This is a genomic window from Calothrix sp. NIES-3974 (assembly GCF_002368395.1).
Taxonomy (GTDB): Bacteria; Cyanobacteriota; Cyanobacteriia; order Cyanobacteriales; family Nostocaceae; genus NIES-3974.
The window spans coordinates 1,072,821-1,091,896 of sequence record NZ_AP018254.1 but is presented as its reverse complement, the minus strand read 5'-3'; the positions used below and the strand labels follow the sequence as shown (position 1 = coordinate 1,091,896).

General features: G+C 42.0%; 10 protein-coding genes. 2 read left to right on the top strand and 8 right to left on the bottom strand.

The window, feature by feature from the left end; genetic code table 11:
* Window positions 1–705: 705 nt before the first annotated feature.
* The 4 genes from CDC37_RS04220 to CDC37_RS04205 all read right to left on the bottom strand — a co-directional run bounded on the left by CDC37_RS04220 (window position 706) and on the right by CDC37_RS04205 (window position 8,715).
* On the bottom strand, window positions 706–1,656 hold the full coding sequence (locus tag CDC37_RS04220; protein WP_231943217.1) for a trypsin-like serine peptidase: 951 nt from the start codon (window positions 1,654–1,656) through the stop codon (window positions 706–708).
* Window positions 1,657–1,968: 312 nt separating this feature from the next.
* On the bottom strand, window positions 1,969–5,460 hold the full coding sequence (locus tag CDC37_RS04215; RefSeq protein WP_231943216.1) for a CHAT domain-containing tetratricopeptide repeat protein: 3,492 nt from the start codon (window positions 5,458–5,460) through the stop codon (window positions 1,969–1,971).
* A 759-nt stretch (window positions 5,461–6,219) separates the two neighbouring features.
* Window positions 6,220–7,899, bottom strand: a complete 1,680-nt coding sequence (locus tag CDC37_RS04210) for a hypothetical protein (RefSeq protein WP_096620632.1) — start codon at window positions 7,897–7,899, stop codon at window positions 6,220–6,222.
* A 6-nt stretch (window positions 7,900–7,905) separates the two neighbouring features.
* Window positions 7,906–8,715 carry an SDR family oxidoreductase gene (locus CDC37_RS04205; RefSeq protein ID WP_096625902.1) on the bottom strand — a complete coding sequence of 270 codons (810 nt, stop codon included), beginning with the start codon at window positions 8,713–8,715 and terminating at the stop codon, window positions 7,906–7,908.
* Between the two features lie 653 nt (window positions 8,716–9,368).
* Between CDC37_RS04205 and CDC37_RS04200 the strand changes: the two genes are divergently transcribed.
* Window positions 9,369–10,841, top strand: coding sequence for a TldD/PmbA family protein (locus CDC37_RS04200; protein WP_096620631.1), 1,473 nt, complete (start codon window positions 9,369–9,371; stop codon window positions 10,839–10,841).
* Window positions 10,842–11,227: 386 nt separating this feature from the next.
* Complete coding sequence (locus tag CDC37_RS04195; RefSeq protein WP_096620630.1) at window positions 11,228–12,571, top strand: TldD/PmbA family protein; 1,344 nt, start codon at window positions 11,228–11,230, stop codon at window positions 12,569–12,571.
* A 1,499-nt stretch (window positions 12,572–14,070) separates the two neighbouring features.
* Here CDC37_RS04195 and CDC37_RS04190 read toward each other — a convergent pair.
* From CDC37_RS04190 to CDC37_RS04175, 4 genes are all read right to left on the bottom strand, one after another.
* A complete protein-coding gene (locus CDC37_RS04190; RefSeq protein ID WP_096620629.1) occupies window positions 14,071–15,051 on the bottom strand; it encodes an acetamidase/formamidase family protein in 981 nt (326 codons plus the stop codon).
* A gap of 244 nt (window positions 15,052–15,295) precedes the next feature.
* Complete coding sequence (locus tag CDC37_RS04185; RefSeq protein ID WP_096620628.1) at window positions 15,296–15,883, bottom strand: cytochrome c oxidase subunit 3; 588 nt, start codon at window positions 15,881–15,883, stop codon at window positions 15,296–15,298.
* Between the two features lie 308 nt (window positions 15,884–16,191).
* Window positions 16,192–17,856, bottom strand: coding sequence for a cytochrome c oxidase subunit I (gene ctaD, locus CDC37_RS04180; protein WP_096620627.1), 1,665 nt, complete (start codon window positions 17,854–17,856; stop codon window positions 16,192–16,194).
* A 330-nt stretch (window positions 17,857–18,186) separates the two neighbouring features.
* Window positions 18,187–19,050, bottom strand: coding sequence for a cytochrome c oxidase subunit II (locus tag CDC37_RS04175; RefSeq protein ID WP_096620626.1), 864 nt, complete (start codon window positions 19,048–19,050; stop codon window positions 18,187–18,189).
* Window positions 19,051–19,076 lie beyond the last annotated feature (26 nt).

The window sequence follows — 19,076 nt, the reverse complement described above, 5'->3', positions numbered from 1 at the left end:
CTTCTTCCACCTATAAAAACATAGCAATCCGATTTAAGTAGTGAAAAATAGCGTGCCGTTGACTGATGACAGGTGACTGTTAACTGTCAACCGTTAACAACCCTACATGTAAGATTTCACAAATCCCGCTCGAACTGCGGTAAATAAAAATAAATGGACAAAGCACTAGTACCTTGGGGTTCACCAACAAATACACCTTGATATTTGTATTTTACGCAAAATTACGGCAAATATCTGTAAATTTTCAGCAAATACGATTGATTATCGAGGAAAATAGTGGTATTGGCCCGAAGGGTTTACACCTCTAAAGGGAAAATCAGTGAATTTCATTAGTTAGATTGATAGTTAATTGCTGATTTTCTGCTGTCAACAAATTGTTGCAATATTTTACTTTTCCCACTACTTCCCACCTAGAACATAGGAACCAGTAAAAAATTAGCGTTGCAGATTCGGGGAATAATATTGCATAACTTTGAACCCAATATAAATAATATAAATAGTTTCAGCATCTAGTTAATCCCCCATTATTTGTGCAACACCAAATTCAGCTACAGGTTGATTAGTAAGTAGGTAGGTGCAATTAAACATAAAACCGCAACGTAACCGATCATTCCTCTCAAAGCCTTACTCCCCTACAGACGCGATATATCGCGTCTGTACTCCCCGATCTCAACGACAATTTTCACCACCCACCTATTTACCAGCCTACAGCCGATCCAAAAAGTCAATCTTCACCGCCAAATTAATCAACCCCTGACCAGTACGCTGATTTACAATCTCCGCATTATTCAAAGCCACAATCCGGGGTTGACCACCAATTATGGCAATAATTGCACCTCCGGAAGAACCCCCCGTCGTATCACAATCATGGAACAACACACCCCTTTCCTCCCGGACAATACTGCAACCATTTTGCACACTTGCAGTCCAACCTGGACCAGCCGTAAAAAACTCATAACCCTTACGGTTATTATTGGGAAAATCCCCCGAATAACCCACAAAAATATACTTACCCTGATTCCGAATTAGAGTCGAACTGGGTAAAGCCTTCCAACCTAAATAACCATACTTCAAACCAATCGGTTGATCCAACTTTAACAAAGCCCAATCATTTACCTGATTTTCCAACCCACTACCAGAAAAATCCGTACCATACACAACTTCAGTCACCTCCGCAACATCATCGCGATTTGTCACCTGACCATTAATCACATTCGGTAAAAACTGAATCCTTTGACTAAATTGACCAGTTTCCGGATTAATTACACAATGGGCGTTAGTCAACACCACATCATCACTGATTAACGTTCCCGTACAGTGATAACCCTTACCCTGACGGTCAAAACCCTGTACCCGACCAATAGCAGACCAGGGATACCTCCGACTCAACATGGGAACCCGGTCATCCCAACCGATTATCCCCCGTTTTCCTTCACTCTCATCCGGTTTATTCGACTGGGGTAAGTTAGGAGGTTGAAAAGCATTGCCACCACCTTTGATTGGAAAACCCTTCCCATTTCGGATATTAGTATATTTCGGTGCAGAGGTTTTCTGGGTCGTAGGTTGGGTATTCTGAGCATCAACTCGATACCAAGTGCCCACAGTGATTACACTGAGGAGGGCAGCAGTTAAAACGGCGATAGACTTGACATTCATTTTCCTAATCATCATTAATTCTCCAAATAGGTTTGTGTAAGTTTGTATTTATTCGTAAACCATCATCGAGGTGAGAAGTATCCCCCCCTCGTCCCCATCCATGCTCTGGGTGGGGAGGGTTGGGAGGCGGGAGCCTCCCTGAGTGGGTTCCCACGCGAAGCCTGGGAACCAGTTACAGCCAGCCCCCTCGTCCCCATGTTCTGGGTGGGGAGGGTTGGGAGGAGGCTCCTGCCTGGATTGGGAGGCGGGAGCCTCCCTGAGTGGGCTCCCACGCGGAGTCTGGGAACCAGTTATTACGTTTCTACGGACGATTCACCGCCATTCCCCCTGCAACGTGAAAGCTGCCCAGTAGTGGGGACTACGCCATTGGGAACTTTCTTGCCATAGCTTTTTCTGAGCCGCTCGCAAGGCTTGGGGTGGTGTCAAATTCCCCTCCAACATCTGTTTATAAAACTCCTGCATTAATACCGATGTACCCTCATCATTCACCTGCCACAAGGATAAAGCCACCCGTGCTGCACCTGCATACATTAGTCCCCTTGTCAACCCCACCAATCCTTCACCACTGACGTTTTTACCTAGTCCAGTTTCACAGGCACTCAAGACGATTAATTCTGCGGGGTAATCCTGTTCAAACAGGTCTGCTAACCGTAGATAACCGGGGATTTGTTTGCCGTTTTTGTCCACTAGGGAGAGAACAAGTCCTGATAATTCTGGTTGGTCGGGATTGACGAAACCGTGGGTGGCAAAGTGGATAATTTGGTATTGATTCAGGGCTTTACTGGTAGCCCAGTTGTAGTTAGCATCGAAATCAAAGGCTGGTAAACTGGAGGTTGGTGGGAAGAGTTTTAGAATGGCTTGGGCTTCTGTTCCTGTGTAGGGTAATCGTCTCCAGCCATTACGATTGAGGCTTTGAGCGGAACGTTTGAGAGCGGAACGTTCCAGTTCTAGTTCTGGTGCAAGGGGTGCGGGTTTTCCGGTGACACGTTCATCGTCGTGACTGTATACCGGGTCTGCGAGGATGGCGAGTTTTTTGGGTGCGGGTTTGCGGTTAGTGGTTTTTTGCCGTTGGATGGCGATTGTTGATGCGGAGGGTAAATTCACGATTTCGTGGTTGAGGAATAGGGGTTGGTAGGTCGTCATTTTTGTAGAGACGTGACATGTAACGTCTCTACATGGGTTGTGTAATGCGGCGAAGGGGATTTGTTGTAAAATACCGTCGGCGACGATGACTAATCGTTTACCCGCGATTTTATCCTGCACTGGTGCAAGGATGAGTTGACTGAGTTTTTGAGCAGCATTAATGGCTAAATCGGTGGATGCAGCCGATTGTCCTAAGTTTTGATGCAGATCACTGGCAATTTTGCTAATTTCTGCTTCCTTGGGTAGTTCGTAGCTGGTCATGGAGGTGGGGGTGATTAACCATACAAAGCTGCGGTCTTTCCCTAGGGAGTATTGGAGTAATACGGTGTCCTTGTCGAGTTGTTGTTGGATTTGCGGTAGGGTGAGGGGTTGGGGGTTGGTGATTTGGTCCCGTTCTGGGTTTTGAGCGCGGATTTTGGCTTGGAGGTTTTTTTGTTGATTGATGATATTTTGAATTTCTGTCTCGGTTTTTTTGATGGTTTCCGGGGATGGTTTTTTTTGGTTGATTAATTCGGCGAGGATTTTTTCCTGGGCTTGGCGTTTAAGTTGTAATTCCTGTTCCTGGGCGAGGAGTTGGGGGTCAGTGTTTTTACGGAGTTTGACCTGGGATTGGGCTAGGAGTTCCAGTAAAATACGAGCGCGGGAGCGTTCAGAGGTGTTGAGGGCGAGGACGTTGTAGTTTTTACCTGGGTTTTTCTTGTTCAGTTCCATCAACAGGTCGATGTGGAATTTGTAGTAATTCTGGACGGTGGCGAAATATCGGGTTTTCAGGTCTTGGTTGGTGTAGGTGTCGCGGAGTTGTTCGATAATTTGGATGGCGGTTTCGATGTGTTGGAGGGATGCTTGGAGATTACCTTGTTTGCGTTCCAGGTTTGCTAGGTTCCAGTAGATTATGGCTTCCCCATCCCTGTCTCCTACTTCACGGTGTAAAGGTAAGGCTTGGTTGAAGTAAGAGAGCGCTTTTTGCTTTTCCCCTAACTGAAAATAGACAAGACCGATATTATTGAGGGCATTACCTTCCTTAGCCTTGTCGGAAACTACACGTAGTACTGGTAATGCTTGATTGTAGTAGGAAAGTGCTTTCTGCTCTTCCCCTAAATCCAAGTAGACAGCACCAATATTAACCAGGGTATTAGCTTCTCCTCCTTTGTGAGAAATTGCACGAAAGATGGGTAAAACTTGGTTGTAGTAGGAAAGTGCTTTTTGCTTCTCTCCTAAATTCGAGTAGACTAAACCAATATTATTGAGAGTGGTAGCTTGCAAATCTTGATTAACAATTTGACGAGATATGGATAAAGCTTGGTGATAAAATTCTAGTGCCTTTTGATTTTCTCCTAAGTCTGAATAAACTAAACCTAAACCGTTGAGAACTGAAACCTCCCCGCTTTTATGAGCAATTTGACGGAATATCCCTAGAGCTTGACTATATAAAGAAAGGGCTTTCTCGTTCTCTCCCCAACCCGAGTAGACAAAACCAATATTATTTAAGGTGGTAGCTTCCAAATATCTATCACTAACTTGACGCGATATCGATAAAGCTTGTTGATAGAACTCAATTGCTTTCTGCTTTTCACCTAAATCAGAGTAAACTGCACCCAGATTATTCAAGCTATTAGCTTCCCCCACCCTGTCCCCAATAATACGTCTGAGGGATAAAGCTTGATTGTGGTAGTCAAGTGCTTTTTGTTTTTCTCCTAAATCGGAGTAAACAGAACCAATATTACCTAAACTTGTAGCTTGTCCCTCCCTATCCCCGACAAGCTGACCTAAAGATAAAGCTTGCTGAAAATAGTCAAGCGCTCTTTGTTTTTCTCCCAAATCGAAATAAACTTTACCAATATTACTCAAAGTAGAAGCTTCCCCACTTTTATCCTTGACTTCACGACGCAGGGGTAAAGCTTGGTTAAGGTATTGCAGTGCTGTTTGTTGATTTCCTAAATAGGAATAAACTGCACCAATACTATTGAGAGTATTCGCTTCCATCCCTTTGTCTGCAACTGCACGGAATAGAAGTAGAGCGCGATTGTAATATGTGAGGGCTTTTTGGGGTTCTCCCAAGTCATTGTAGGCTTGACCAATATTATGCAGGGTAATGGCTTCACTTCTTTGATCTTGACGAAGAGTTAAAGCCTGATTAAACAAAGAAAGTGCTTTTTGTATTTCTCCTAAATTTAAGTAAACTGTACCCATATTGTTGAGTACTGTCGCTTCTCCACCTTTATCATCTATTTCACGATACAAGTTTAAAGCTTGCTGATAGTGTTTCAGGCTGAATGATTTTTCTCCCAAGTTGGAGTAGACTCGACCAATACCCAGCAAAATTGTTGCTTGTGCTTTTTTATCACCCAATTTCTGCCACAAAACTAGGGCTGATTCCCATTTCTGTCTGGCTGCAATGAGGGATTCTGCTGTTCCTTGTTGGTATAATTGCAATCCTTCTTGGGTTAATTTATCTGCTTCTACACGGGTTACATCTGACTGGTTAGTTGCGGGTTGTTGTGCGATTGTTAACGGGGTAATGTTTGCCCTGGCACTCACATATTGGTTGGAGAAAAATAGGCTAAGGGAGGCGATAATACTGTAATGTATAATATGTGGGAATAAATGGGTGAGTTTTTCCTTATTCGGTTGATTGTGTATCATTTTTAATTTTGAATCCATGATTATCTCCACATAAATTCAACTGTATAAATGCAGTTTGAGGATGAAATTGGGATTGAATTAATCAGGGAATATATTCAGTTAATCTATTAATCCATATTGTTAATTTAAGGGGAAAGGAAGGAGTTAGTAAACCCGGTTTTTGTTTTCGTAGCCATGATTGAAATTGGGTTGGTTGTGAGGGTTCAATTAAGAATATTTCCAGGGTTTAGGTACTTATGCAGGTTGGTGAACTTCACCTCAACCCCTCTCTTCGCTAGTGGTCTATCGCATAAGTTGTGGGGGGTTTTTAGTAGTGGCTCTAGACCAGAAAAAGTGTTAATATGAAGTGCCGTACCGGCAGGGTCGTCGTAGACTAGCGAAACTACATACCTTGTCTTACCCTTAACAAAGGCGCTAAAGCGTAACTACGTGCCTTTCTTCACCCATCACAATTGCAGAAATATCTTGGATTTTCCCCTTTTTTTTACGATGCAGAGCAGGTTCCCACGTGGAGTATGGGAACTAGTTAGGACTTACATACTTGTGATGAGAAATCAGGTGTTTGGGATTGCTACGTAAGCAAGTCGATCCACTGCGCGTCTACCTCACAACACTACGGTCGATTCGCTACACGTCTGTTGTAATGACGGTGTTTACGTTGTCCTTGCATAAGTTCTGTTAGTAAGTGATAATCTCTCGTTGAGGTGAGAGGTCAAGTTTTTGATGAGTATTTTTTTTGTATTGGATAATCCTGCAAAAAGCCCGACATCTGAGGACTTAAGAAGCGTTAATAATACATGTGGTTTTGAGTAACCAGAAGGTTTGATTTTGCCATGCTGTACATTGCTTGATGTGGGAAGTGATGGCTGGTTTTTGTTGGTGTTGGAGGTAATTAATCGCTTGATTAAAGGCTGGTTGAAAGCTGTTTAACCAGGTTCTTTTTGTTAGGTATTCTGGTTGAAAGCTGTTTTTTTCGATTAACCAATAATCTATTTGGTATTTTTTTATTAAGTCTTGGGCTGGTTGGAGGGTTGGGTGATATTGGGCGTTGATTAAATCGCTGGTGCGTTGACGAATTTGTTGATAGTAACCCAGATGAAAGGGTAGAGCGTGTTCTCTGCTTGTCAGGATGGGTCGGTGACTAAAGGTGGGTAAGTTATCGGCTTCGTCACTTAAGCTGGCTGTTAATGTTTTGGTCGGTTGTTGTTGGAGAAATTCATATAATTGGGGATGACGACCAATTTTATATTCGGCTTTGGGATAGGTTTTTAAAAAGTTAGGATAGAAAAGTAGGGTAAGGGAAAAGGTGAGAAGTAGGAGAAATAGGGGAATTTTATGCCAGTAAAGTTTGGGTAGATTTTGATATTTAAATAGGGCGAATTTTCCGAAAACAGTCAGGACAATTGCGGCGGTAATTGCCATGATGACACGGAATAGGTGGATAGTGTGGCGGGTGGGGAAAAATAATTTGAGGAAAAATAAATGGGCTGCGAAATATAGGGCGATCGCAATCCCTATCATAGTAACTAATATTTGGGTATCTGCATTTTTTAAATATCGTATTTCTGGGAATAAGAAGGATTTTCGTTGACAAAATGGTAATAGTAGGGAAATCCAAATTAGGGGTGGCATTACCCCTGGTAAAATACCGCTATGTTGTCCCATTAACCAAAATCGAAATATATTGGCATCAAAGAATGGATGTCTTCCCCCTAACCAATGTTCGGTCATTTGCAGGGCTTGATGCCAAGATACAATTGGCCCATATTGGGAAGCGGATATTATATAGGGTGACATGACTATGGCGGTTAATCCTAAAATGAGGATAAGTGGGAAAAGATGCTTGCGCCAATGAATGATTAAAATGCCGGTGTAGAGAAATATTAATAGGGGATAAAATAAGGCTTGTAAAATCATGATGATGGTGATGGCAAGCCGGGAATTTTGTAGTAAATAATATAAAAAAGCGGGTAGTAGGGGATAAACAAATGACCTGGGGGTGGCAGAGGCGACATCTGTACTAAACCAGATACTTTGGTTGAGAATTAAGGTGGAAATAAAGGCGGTAATTGGCAGTGGAAAAATCCGTAAGCTCAACCAAAATGTGTAAATCGTAGTCAATATTCCTAAACAAATCGGCAAAATTTTACTCAATAGTAAAGGTGTGATTCCGATAGCTGCCATAATTTGATAAAGTGTGGCATATCCTAAGGGGGTAATTGATTGGAAATAATCGGCAATTAAATCATTTGTAAATAAATCTGGTTCTATAAACCTTTGCATCCAAAATACATATTCACGGGCATCATCTTGGACAACATAGGTACTACTAAAAGCTTGCAGTAACCCGCAACCACCATAATAAACAGCAAACAGGATACTACACAGGAACCAAAATTTCGGCGATCGCGCAAGTACAACCAGTCCCGGAAAACGAAACAGAGGCAATAATGACATGCAGATTTATTGAGCGGGGATGGATTCAAACAGAGATGACCAATCAATATTAGCTGGTCTAGCACCCTTATTCACCAATTCAAAAACTTGATTTTTTACCCTTTCATTTCCCAAACATTCCACACAAGCCGTAGCTAAATCAATCCGACTTGTATCACCAGCTAATTTATCCCCCGTACCAACAACCACACCTAATTTACCGTCAGTAGTCGCTCGTAATAAAGTATTTAAATCATAGGATGTAAATGGCCCATCAATTAATCTACCCGGACGAATAATTGTATAAGCCAAACCCGAATTCATAATTGCCTGTTCACCAACTAATTTCGCATCCAACACACCAAAACTATTGAGAATACTAAAGGGAAATTCCCCCTTTCGCAGAACCCCCACAGAAGAAATAAACACAAACCGTTCTAAATCCCTAGGTGCAACTGCAACCAGATTTTTCACACCTTCCCCATCCGCTTTCATCGGGCTATTTTTTGCCTTCTCAATCAACCTATCCCGGTCAAAAATTGCACCCAGCCAATCCCAAGGTGATAAAGAAGACTCAAACTCCCAACGCTTTGAAGGAAAAGCCGTTGTCCCTGCACAACAAATAATCGATCTGACACCCTCAATTACCGAAACCAGAGAATTGCAATCGCGTATATCCCCAACAACACATTCCGCTTTCCCCGCAAACATTTGTTCAGCCTTATCCAGATTACGTGTCAACACTCGTACCGGAATATTCCTCTCCAGCAACTTAGCTGTCACCAATTGTCCCACTCCACCAGTCGCACCCACCATTAACACCAATCCGCTTTGCATTTCCATATTCCTATACCCGTGATTTTTGATATTTAAATCTTAGCCATTTCCAGGAAATTAGCGATCGCAGTTAAGTAATATCACCTCAAATCCACAGGGAATAGGGAGAGACGCGATATATCGCATCTGTACGGGAGTAGTGTAGATGTGTAGCCTTTTGTCTTCTGAAAGAGAAGCTGTGCAAAACACCTATACGATACCTGGATTTCTCACGAGTAAGTTGTAAGCCTGGTAACGGATTGATTTTCCTTCTACTCCCGTCACGGACTATTCCCCATGAGTTTTAGGGTTTTGTGAGAAATGCGGGAATAACCCTGCGCGTATCCGCAGGTTGTGGGAAAAGTCACTTTCATCTCAAAGAGAAGTTACACTACACACGTCTACGGTTTTTGGTTTAATACCGTTTTACTAATTTGTTTGATACATTTTCTTTCCCTGCTCTCCTAAATGCATCAATTCCAAAATAAAACGGTATAAGCAGTACATCTAGGCTAGTCCCTCTATTAATTTTAGGAATTTACTCTCAATGGGGGTAACAAATCAAGGAGGCTACCCACTCTTCAGTCAAGAACTAACTGTATTTGTTACACTAAACCCAATTGGAGTATAGATATTTATAATGCGCTGTAAATGCGATCGCACGAGGATAGGTAATGCTGACAAATTCACTGATTATTTCCCAACAATTGCCGACGCTGCAATATTCTGCCACCACGGAGCGGTTTGATGAAACCTGGGAAGCTCCCTTATCGACCCTTCTCGGTTTAGGACGCGCTGCGGGTGCGGATTTGGTGGAATTTTTTCTTGAGAGAACTAATTACATTAGTTGTCTGGCAGAGGATGACGCAATTACCAGTATTACACCTCGGATGAGTACGGGTGCAGGGGTACGGGTATTTTTGGGTCAGGCTGACTGCTATGTCTGTACTAATGATATTTCCTTTGCTGGCTTAAAAAACGCCCTGGAAAAAGCCCTGGGAATCATGGGTTTACAACTTCCCGCACCGAGCGCATTTATCCCGGAAATCAATTTAGAATTACTACGTGACTATGCCACTAAACGAGGAAAAGATGCGTGGCTTCCCCTGTGCAGCACCATTAGCGAAATGGGTGAGGTTCTCCTTGAAGGTAATACCCAACTGCAAAAACAAGCAAGCCATGTCCAATCCCGACGCGCAACCTATTTCCGAGATTGGCAAGAAGTGATGGTTGCAGCCAGTGATGGGACTTTTGCTAGAGATATCCGTCTCACCCAATCCGTCGGTTTTAATTTACTATGTGCTGATGGTGCAAATCGTGCTTCCATTGGTGAACGGGCTGGTAATACTAGCGACCCCAATTTCCTTAAAACCTGGGATTATACGGATGCCGCCGCCCATATTGCCGAAACTGCGGGCAAAATGTTATATGCCGATTATGTCGAATCCGGCACATATCCCATCATTATGGCCAACCATTTCGGTGGTGTAATTTTCCATGAAGCCTGCGGACACTTACTCGAAACCACCCAAATCGAACGTCAAACCACCCCCTTTATTGACAAAAAAGGCCAAAAAATCGCCCACGAAAGTTTAACTGCTTGGGATGAGGGACGTACCGATAACGCCTTCGGAACCATTGACATGGATGATGAAGGAATGCCTGCCCAACGGACATTACTGATTGAAAAAGGTATCCTGAAAAACTTCCTCGCAGACCGGGCTGGTTCGATGCGCACCGGTCATCCCCGCACCGGTAGCGGTCGTCGCCAAAACTTCACATTCGCGGCAGCAAGTAGAATGCGCAACACCTACATTGCCCCTGGTGAGTACAGTGTGGACGATTTATTCGCCTCCGTAGATAAGGGAATTTATTGTAAAAAAATGGGCGGTGGTAGTGTGGGTGCGACCGGACAATTTAACTTTGGTGTGGATGAAGCCTATTTAATCGAAAACGGCAAAATCACTAAACCCCTTAAAGGTGCGATTTTAATTGGTGAAGCCAAGGAAATCATGAATAAAATATCCATGTGTTCCCAAGATTTAGCCCTAGCTCCGGGATTTTGCGGTTCTGTCAGTGGCAGTATTTATACCACAGTCGGTCAACCCCATATTAAAGTTGATTCCATCACCGTGGGGGGACGGTAACTCGACTCACCGAAACATGACAGGTGGAGAATCAAAGACGTAATATATGCCGTCTTCAAAGAAACTTCTGTTGGGGTAAGCTTTTCGAGCAATCAACAACTGTTCGATTGCGTTATCCACAGACCTCACTTTTTAGTTTCTTTCATGACTGTTAGGGGAAGTCTCCCATGACCCACTTTACAGGATTCATCTGTCACATTTTTTTTCAAGTTGGTCAGCTATTACGCATTTAAGTTATATATTCACTACTTTTGATGAATGACAGTACCCGACAGCCGTCAACAGCAGATCAAGTAGTTATGTGATTTATGCGAGTTTTAGCTGATCAAATCCAAAATCCTAAATCCTAAATCCAAAATCCTAAATCCAAAATCCTAAATCGATCGATGGCCAATATTCAAGAAATCGCAGCAGCAGCACAGGAAAGTGCTAGTAAATTGGGTATCAAAAAGTTTGATATCTATGGTTCTATTGTGGATTCTACCAGTGTCCAAGTTGACCGAGGCGAACCCAAACAAGTTAAATCCTCCAATCTTTCCGGGGTGACGGTACGGGTTTGGAATGAGAAAAATACCCTGGGTGTCACCAGTACCACCGACGTGGATTTGAAAGGGTTGGAAATGGCGATGAAAACCGCCTACGATGCCAGTTTTTTCGGTGTCAAAGAAAATGTACCCGATTTTAGTCCCGAAGCCACCCAACCCATTAGCGCAACCGTCCCAGATAAACTTCCCCAAGCACCCGTTCCCCAATTAATTGAGAATCTAGTCAGTGCAGAAAAACAACTCCTTGCAGCTCACCCCGCGATCGCAGGTGTGCCCTATAATAATCTTTCCCAGAGGGATATTGACCGCTTCTATCTCAATAGTGAGGGAGCAATGCGAACCGAATCCTGCTCCCTAGCCTCGGTGTATTTGTATACAAAAACCGAAGAAGAAGGCAAAAAACCCCGCAGTGCTGGAGCTTTTCGCATTAGTCACGGTTTGCAGAAGTTAGATATTCATGGTTGTATCCAAGAAGCTACGGAAAAAACCATTAGTCATCTTAACTACGAAAAAATTAAATCTGGGAAATACCGGGTTGTTTTCTCTGCGGACGCATTTTTAAGTTTATTGTCAGCATTTTCTAACTTTTTCAACGCTCAAAATATCCTTGACCAACAAAGTTTGTCAAAAGCCGATGACATTGGCAAACAAATTGCCTCACCATTATTATCTGTGAGCGATGATGCACTGCATCCAGCCAACGTAGGTGTGGAAACCTTCGATGGGGAAGGAACACCAACACGAAGAGTCTCGATTATCGAAAATGGGGTTTTAACGGGATTTATTCATAGTGCAGGAACAGCCAAAAGGATGAATGCCCAACCCACAGGACATGCTAGTATCGGAGCAAAGGTCAGCGTTAGTCCCAACTTTTTCCATGTTTATCCCGGTCAACCAGCAGCAGAGGAATTAAGCTTGGAAACAGCAGAAAATGTCGTATTTATTGATGATTTACAAGCTCTTCATGCAGGTGTCAAAGCTCTCCAAGGGTCATTTTCTCTACCCTTCGATGGTTGGATTGTCAACAAAGGTGTAAAAACTAGCATTGAATCAGCCACCGTTGCGGGGGATTTCTTTGAATTAATGAAATCCATTATTTATGTGGAGAAGGAACCTGAATTAACACCCGGTGGAGTTTGTCCCCGGATTTGGGTTGAGGGATTATCCATCACTGGAGATGAGTAAGTAGGTAGTCTGCATTTCTCACAACTTCCTAACACTTACAGGGAGTAGGGATAGTCCGTAGAAGGAAAATTAATCCGTCACTCAAGACTTAATAACTGACTCGTGATAAATCTGGGGTAGGTGCAATTAAACATAAAAACCGCAACGCAACTGCTCATCCACCTCAAAGCCTTACTCCCGTACAGACGCGATATATCGCGTCTCTCCCTACTCCCTGTACAGACGACCCGACGGGTAGTCTCTACTCCCTGATCTCAACGACAATTTTTATTACCCACCTACTTAATTATTAATCCATTTGTTGCTTCGTTGTCGCTTGTGATGGCTAATGGGTCGGTTTATGGGAGGATAAAAACACAAACATCTGTTCTCCGTCAAAGTCTGGGAACACAGAACGGGAGGCTTATTTTTGCCTCCCTATTTATTAATTTGCAGCCTTGTACATCCGATATTACCGAAAAAGAAAAAGCGAACCTTCAAATCAAATGTGAAGATTCGCTGCGATTAGCTGAGGGAAACTTGTTAGTGGGTGTAAAAGCAGACACACCACTGATAACCCGAATTATTTCATCACTATTGCTGTTGTGAGAACGCAACTGTGATTACTCACAAGTTTTAGGAGTCGGGTTAGTAATTCTTTTTTATATAGAAAAGCTGTGACTAACTCATCTATAAAAACGTTTTCATCGTCACATGTTATTACCTGTAGCTGCAAGTGTTTCCACTTATAATTCATCAAAAAATTAAATTTAGCAGATTTCAGGTAAGTCTCATTTGACGAACATTTATACGTATATTTCCACCCAGTTAGCAATATAAATCAACCATTGATAGTGGTTTTTACTGAGTTTTAGAATCAAATCAGACTATAATTAACCAGTAGTTAATGAAATTTTCCAGTTTGACCGTAGGAATTCGTAATCAAAAATAAATGAAATAATTGTGAAGACAGGTTATTAGAAATAAAAAACACCCATACCCAGATTTGGAGCAAATCCCTAAAACTTAAAGCGAGTATAGAGTAGTCCACATGTACTGCTTATGCCGTTTCATTTTGGAATTGATGCATTTAGGAGAGTAGGGATGCAGGGGGAGTGGGGGAAGAAAATTTATCAAACAAATTAGTGAAATAGTATTACATCAAAAACCGTAGACGTACGTAGCGTAGCTTCTATTTGATATGAAATTGGTTTTCCCCACTCACTCCCCCAACTCCTCACTCCCTAATTTACAAGCGAGAAATAAAGTGTTGTACAAAAATAAAGTGTTGTACAACAAGCTTCGGAGTAATTGGGATTAAAAAAAATCAATATAAGTCCTATACAAGTAATGGAAGAGAATGTTTAGAAAGTGTCAATAAATATTTTATCAACCAATTATTGAAGATAGTAATTTATCGTTATAAACAGATGCGACATGTCGCGTCTCTCCCGATTTCCTTTTCTCTACCCCCAAAAAACGAGCTTGTTAAGTATTAAAATCGACTTTTACAACATCCTCTAAAATCTAAAATCTAAAATCCCCTGCAATTGTGGTGACAGAGATTTCGATAACATTGCATGTACACCTTTTTGTGGTGTATTCACTACCTGGCTAATCCGAAAATTCACAGCTAAACTACACAAAACATAGGCTTCTTCTGCTGATAAATTCACATACTTTTGCAAAAACCCAATCATATTTTCTAAAGCATTTTGTAAAGCATCGTCTAAACTTTCCCCAAACCCCATTGTCATAATATCTGTAGGAGATTCAGCGATAGGTGTGGTAAGTTGTAAATCGGGACGTAAAGTCAACTGAATCAGTCCATTCATGGAGGTTTCAATCGCAGTCACGTCAACTTCTCCATCACCTTGAGCAGCATGTCCGTCTCCAATCGAGAATAAACCACCGGGGACATAAATTGGTAAATAAACCCGTGTTCCAGGTAATAATTCCCGATTATCCATGTTACCGCCATAATTACCTGGTGGAATAGAAGAACGATTAGTTTCAGGGGTCGCGACTCCAAGAATACCAAAAAAAGGTCGTAGAGGAATTTTCACCCCAGATTGGGGAGGAAACTCGGCAATATTATTGGGTAAATCTAAATCAATAAATCGTAAAGCTGGTTGGGAAAATTTTTCTGGTAATACACCCCAACCACTGCGAATCAAATTAAAACCAACGGGAAGACGGGGAGTGATTTCTTGTAGATATATTTCTAAAACATCCCCAGGTTTCGCATCACGGATATAAATTGGTCCTGTTAATAAATGGGGTCCAGTGGAAATTTTCCTTGATTTCGGCAGATTTTGACAAATATCAATTAATTCTGGTGTCAGAAATGCCGATGGTGCTTGTTCCCAAACATAAAATCCGGTGTAGGTTTCCACATCGATAGTATCTCCAGAGTCTATCGTTAGTGCTGGTGTGAGTAGATGGGAAAAACCACCTAAATGGACTGTTTCTTTCGTTGCTTTGAGAATATGGTGCGCCATCGGTAAATATCCCTAAAATTAGTGATTTTACCAGTCGAGACGTAGCAACGCTACATCTCTACAAAATGCTACGTCCCGTCACTTTTTGACCGTGTGTCGTTCATAACATACTGATTTTTTGATGGGTTACGGTTGAAAAAATTTGATCAATAACCCAAAATACCTATTCAAGCGTAACAGAATGGCAATCAAGTGGGAGGAGCATCCACACAGCTTTTTACCTCCCCGACTTCACAGACACCCTCTAAAACCTGGTCAAAATATACAATAACGAGAACAAAACAATCCAGATAATATCAACAAAGTGCCAATAAATTTCTGCCATTGTCACACCGGTATGTTGATCAGCCGAATAATGATCCACACGACGCGATCGCCACAATACACCCAAAATTAATAACAAGCCGATAAATACGTGTAAACCATGAAATCCGGTCATTAAGTAAAAACAGTTGGCAAAGATATTCTTGGTCAGTCCGTAACCTAGGTGCATATATTCATATACCTGTCCGACGAGGAATATTGCACCCATAATCGCTGTGACAACATACCAGAAGCGCATGGCACAAATATTATTACGCTTAATCGCCACATCACCCCAGTGAATCACAAAACTGCTGCTGACCAGAATAATTGTGTTGATTGTCGGTAAAAATAATTCCACATCTGTACCGAAGGGCGGCCAGTGTCTAGTAATACCACGATAAAACAAATAGGCAGCAAAAAAGCCACCAAACATTAACGACTCGGAAACCAAAAAGGTTAATAACCCCCAAACTCGTAGGTCGGGATGTTGTTCGTGGTGTTGGGAATGGGAAGTTGCTACAGCCATGAGCGGATTTTGGATTTTAGATTTTGGATTAATTTACAGAAGTCGAGTTGTTTATCAAGTGATACGGTTCAGTTAAGGATAAATGGAGGTTGGGTTGAGGTTTTGCGTAGACGCAAACTAACCCAACAAATCTGCGAAAATGTTGGATTATCCTTCGGGAAGACGCGAAGGATCTACATTCTTCAACCCAAACTACGCAAGAATCAGGTTTTTCAGCCTAACTGAACTGTATTGGTTTATCAAGATTATCTGTGAATACAAAGATTTATCCTAAAAACCCGACTTCTAAACCGAGGGATTGCTGAATACTACTCTGCAACTACATCGTAGATTTCCTGGTTAGACATCCCGTAATCATAGGGACCGTGGGATACGGTTGGTAAAACTTGCCAATTTTCAATCAATGGAGGTGAACTTGTTGTCCATTCCAAGGTGAGAGCTTCCCAGGGATTATCACCAGCAGTTGTTCCTTTATGCCAACTGATCCAGATATTCCACACAAAGGGAATCACTGAAATTGCCAATAACCACGCACCATAGGTACAAAGCTGATTTAGGTAGGTAAACTGGGGGTCATACATGGCAACACGACGTGGCATTCCTTGCAGTCCTAATTCATGCATGGGTAGAAATGTCAAGTGTGTACCCACAAAAGTCAAGAGAAAATGAATTTGTCCCAGAGTTTCATTCATCATCCGTCCAGAGACCTTGGGGAACCAATGGTAAATTCCTGCGTAAATACCAAACACTGAACCACCATACAAAACATAGTGAAAATGGGCAACAACATAATAGGTATCATGAACATGTAAATCAAAAGGTGCAGTCCCCAGGGTCACACCGCTAATTCCACCGAGAACAAACATCGACAGTAAACCAATTGCAAACAGCATTGCACTGGTGAAGCGAATTTTACCTCCCCACAAGGTTGCTAACCAACTGAACATTTTGACACCAGTGGGAACAGCAACAATTAAAGTCGAAATCGTGAAAAACATCCGCATCCAACCGGGTGTACCACTGGTGAACATGTGGTGAACCCAAACGAATAAACCGACCAAACAAATTGCTAAACTGGAATAGGCGATCGCTTTATAACCAAAAATCGGTTTCCGAGCGTGAACGGGAATAACTTCGGACATAATCCCAAATATTGGCAAAATCATTAAATATACTGCCGGATGGGAATAAAACCAAAATAGGTGTTGATAAATCACCACGTTTCCCCCACCTTCCGGTTTGAAAAATGATGTCCCAAAATTCAGGTCAAATAATAGCAACACCAAACCCGCAGCAAGCACAGGAGTAGATACCAAAGCTAGTACCGAAGTAGTTAATAATGCCCAACAAAACAACGGTAACTGATCCCAGCGCATACTGGGAACCTTCATTTTCAGGATAGTGACAACAAAATTAACCGAACCCAAAATGGAAGAAGTTCCCACCAACACAATTGCCAAAATCCACATCGACTGAGCTGTCGGTGCAGTAATTAAGGATAAAGGAGGATACGCAGTCCATCCAGATTGGGAACCACCAAACAGAAAACTCAACATTAACAACAAACCAGCAGGAGGATTTAACCAAAATGCGATCGCATTGAGTTTGGGAAATGCCATATCCCGTGCGCCAATCATTAAGGGTATCAAGTAATTCCCAAATCCGCCGATGGCACTAGGTACAATCCATAAGAAAATCATGATAGTGCCATGATTGGTCATAAAGGCATTATAGATATTCGGATTGAGTAAATCAGCATCCGGTGTCGATAATTCAGTGCGCATTGCCACTGCCATTAATCCACCAATTAAATAAAAGGCAAAGGCTGTAACTAGGTACTGAATACCAATGACTTTATGGTCGGTATTAAAGGTAAAATAATCTTTGAATTTCCAAGCAGGAGGAGAAGTCAGAGGTGTTTCCCCATGGGAAGCCACATGTCTATCAAAAGGTTTTGGTATGTCTACAGTCATGGGATTTTAGATTTTGGATTACTCTTCGGTTGATCCGCACTACGTGCGTCTATGGATTTTGGATTAACGCCAGTTCAAGTAACCTAAAATTAGAGAAGTGAGATTTCGGGTTGATCACATTTGTCTTGTTGCACAGATATTTATCATCAAAACTCGGCTTCTGTGTTGAGTTGATAGATTTACTCACGTTACCTGTATTTCAGACAAGGGAGTAATAAAGCTTGAGTAATGGATTTATTTTCCTACTACTCCCGACTCACTGAAAGTTTCAGGAGTTTGCTCCAAATCCGGGTTTAGATTAATCTTCGTAGATGACTTACTTGTGAGCTATCAAATATCAACTGAAGATGAATTATTTTCTGCAACTTGATTAGTTGTCAGCCAATCTTGGAATTCTTCCGGAGTATGCACAATTACTTGAGTGCGCATAGAACCATGATATCCACCACATAATTCTGCACAGACAACTGGATATGTGCCAGTTTTCGTTGCGACAAATCTTAATTCGGTAGGTTGTCCGGGAATAACATCCTGTTTAATCCGAAATTGGGGAATCCAAAAGGAATGAATTACATCTGTTGCAACTAGATTCAACTTCACATCTGCACCGATGGGTACATGCAAATCTCCGGAAGTGATTTCCGCATCTGGATAATTAAAAATCCACGCAAATTGCATTCCTGTAACATTCACTTCCAAATCTACAGGTTTATGGGAATGGTTTGAATTACCACCTAAACCGATTTTGTCCAGTTTTTGATTTCTATCAGGTGTTAGGGTCGCTGCGATCGCATGATTGGAGTGGTAAGCAAGGTGATTACTTTGACCTGCACTGAAACCACCCATTTGCTGAAAAATATCCACACTGTAAATACCTAAAGCAATCACGATTAAAGCTGGTATCGCAGTCCAAAATACCTCTAAGGCAAAATTACCCTCAATTGGTAAACCATCACCATTATCTCCTCGACGACGACGGAATTTGAATAGGGAAATTACAATAGCACCTTGGACAATTAGCAGTAAAGCTGTGCCAATTGTCAGCATAATACTATAAAAGTTGTCCACTAGCGGAGCTTGTTCTGAGGCTTGTACGGGAAAAAGCACTTCGGTTTGTTGACCAGTCCAAAGACTTACCGCACCAATCAAAACTCCAGCGATTAAGGTGATTAGGGAAATAGGAACTTGTTGCATACAAAGTCCGTTGAATTTGTGCTATC

Bases quoted from the DNA above. Each gene is read 5' to 3' on its own strand.
- CDC37_RS04220 (WP_231943217.1), bottom strand. From the start codon at position 1,656: ATGAATGTCAAGTCTATCGCCGTTTTAACTGCTGCCCTCCTCAGTGTA.
- CDC37_RS04215 (WP_231943216.1), bottom strand. From the start codon at position 5,460: ATGGATTCAAAATTAAAAATGATACACAATCAACCGAATAAGGAAAAA.
- CDC37_RS04210 (WP_096620632.1), bottom strand. From the start codon at position 7,899: ATGTCATTATTGCCTCTGTTTCGTTTTCCGGGACTGGTTGTACTTGCG.
- CDC37_RS04205 (WP_096625902.1), bottom strand. From the start codon at position 8,715: ATGCAAAGCGGATTGGTGTTAATGGTGGGTGCGACTGGTGGAGTGGGA.
- CDC37_RS04200 (WP_096620631.1), top strand. From the start codon at position 9,369: ATGCTGACAAATTCACTGATTATTTCCCAACAATTGCCGACGCTGCAA.
- CDC37_RS04195 (WP_096620630.1), top strand. From the start codon at position 11,228: ATGGCCAATATTCAAGAAATCGCAGCAGCAGCACAGGAAAGTGCTAGT.
- CDC37_RS04190 (WP_096620629.1), bottom strand. From the start codon at position 15,051: ATGGCGCACCATATTCTCAAAGCAACGAAAGAAACAGTCCATTTAGGT.
- CDC37_RS04185 (WP_096620628.1), bottom strand. From the start codon at position 15,883: ATGGCTGTAGCAACTTCCCATTCCCAACACCACGAACAACATCCCGAC.
- ctaD (WP_096620627.1), bottom strand. From the start codon at position 17,856: ATGACTGTAGACATACCAAAACCTTTTGATAGACATGTGGCTTCCCAT.
- CDC37_RS04175 (WP_096620626.1), bottom strand. From the start codon at position 19,050: ATGCAACAAGTTCCTATTTCCCTAATCACCTTAATCGCTGGAGTTTTG.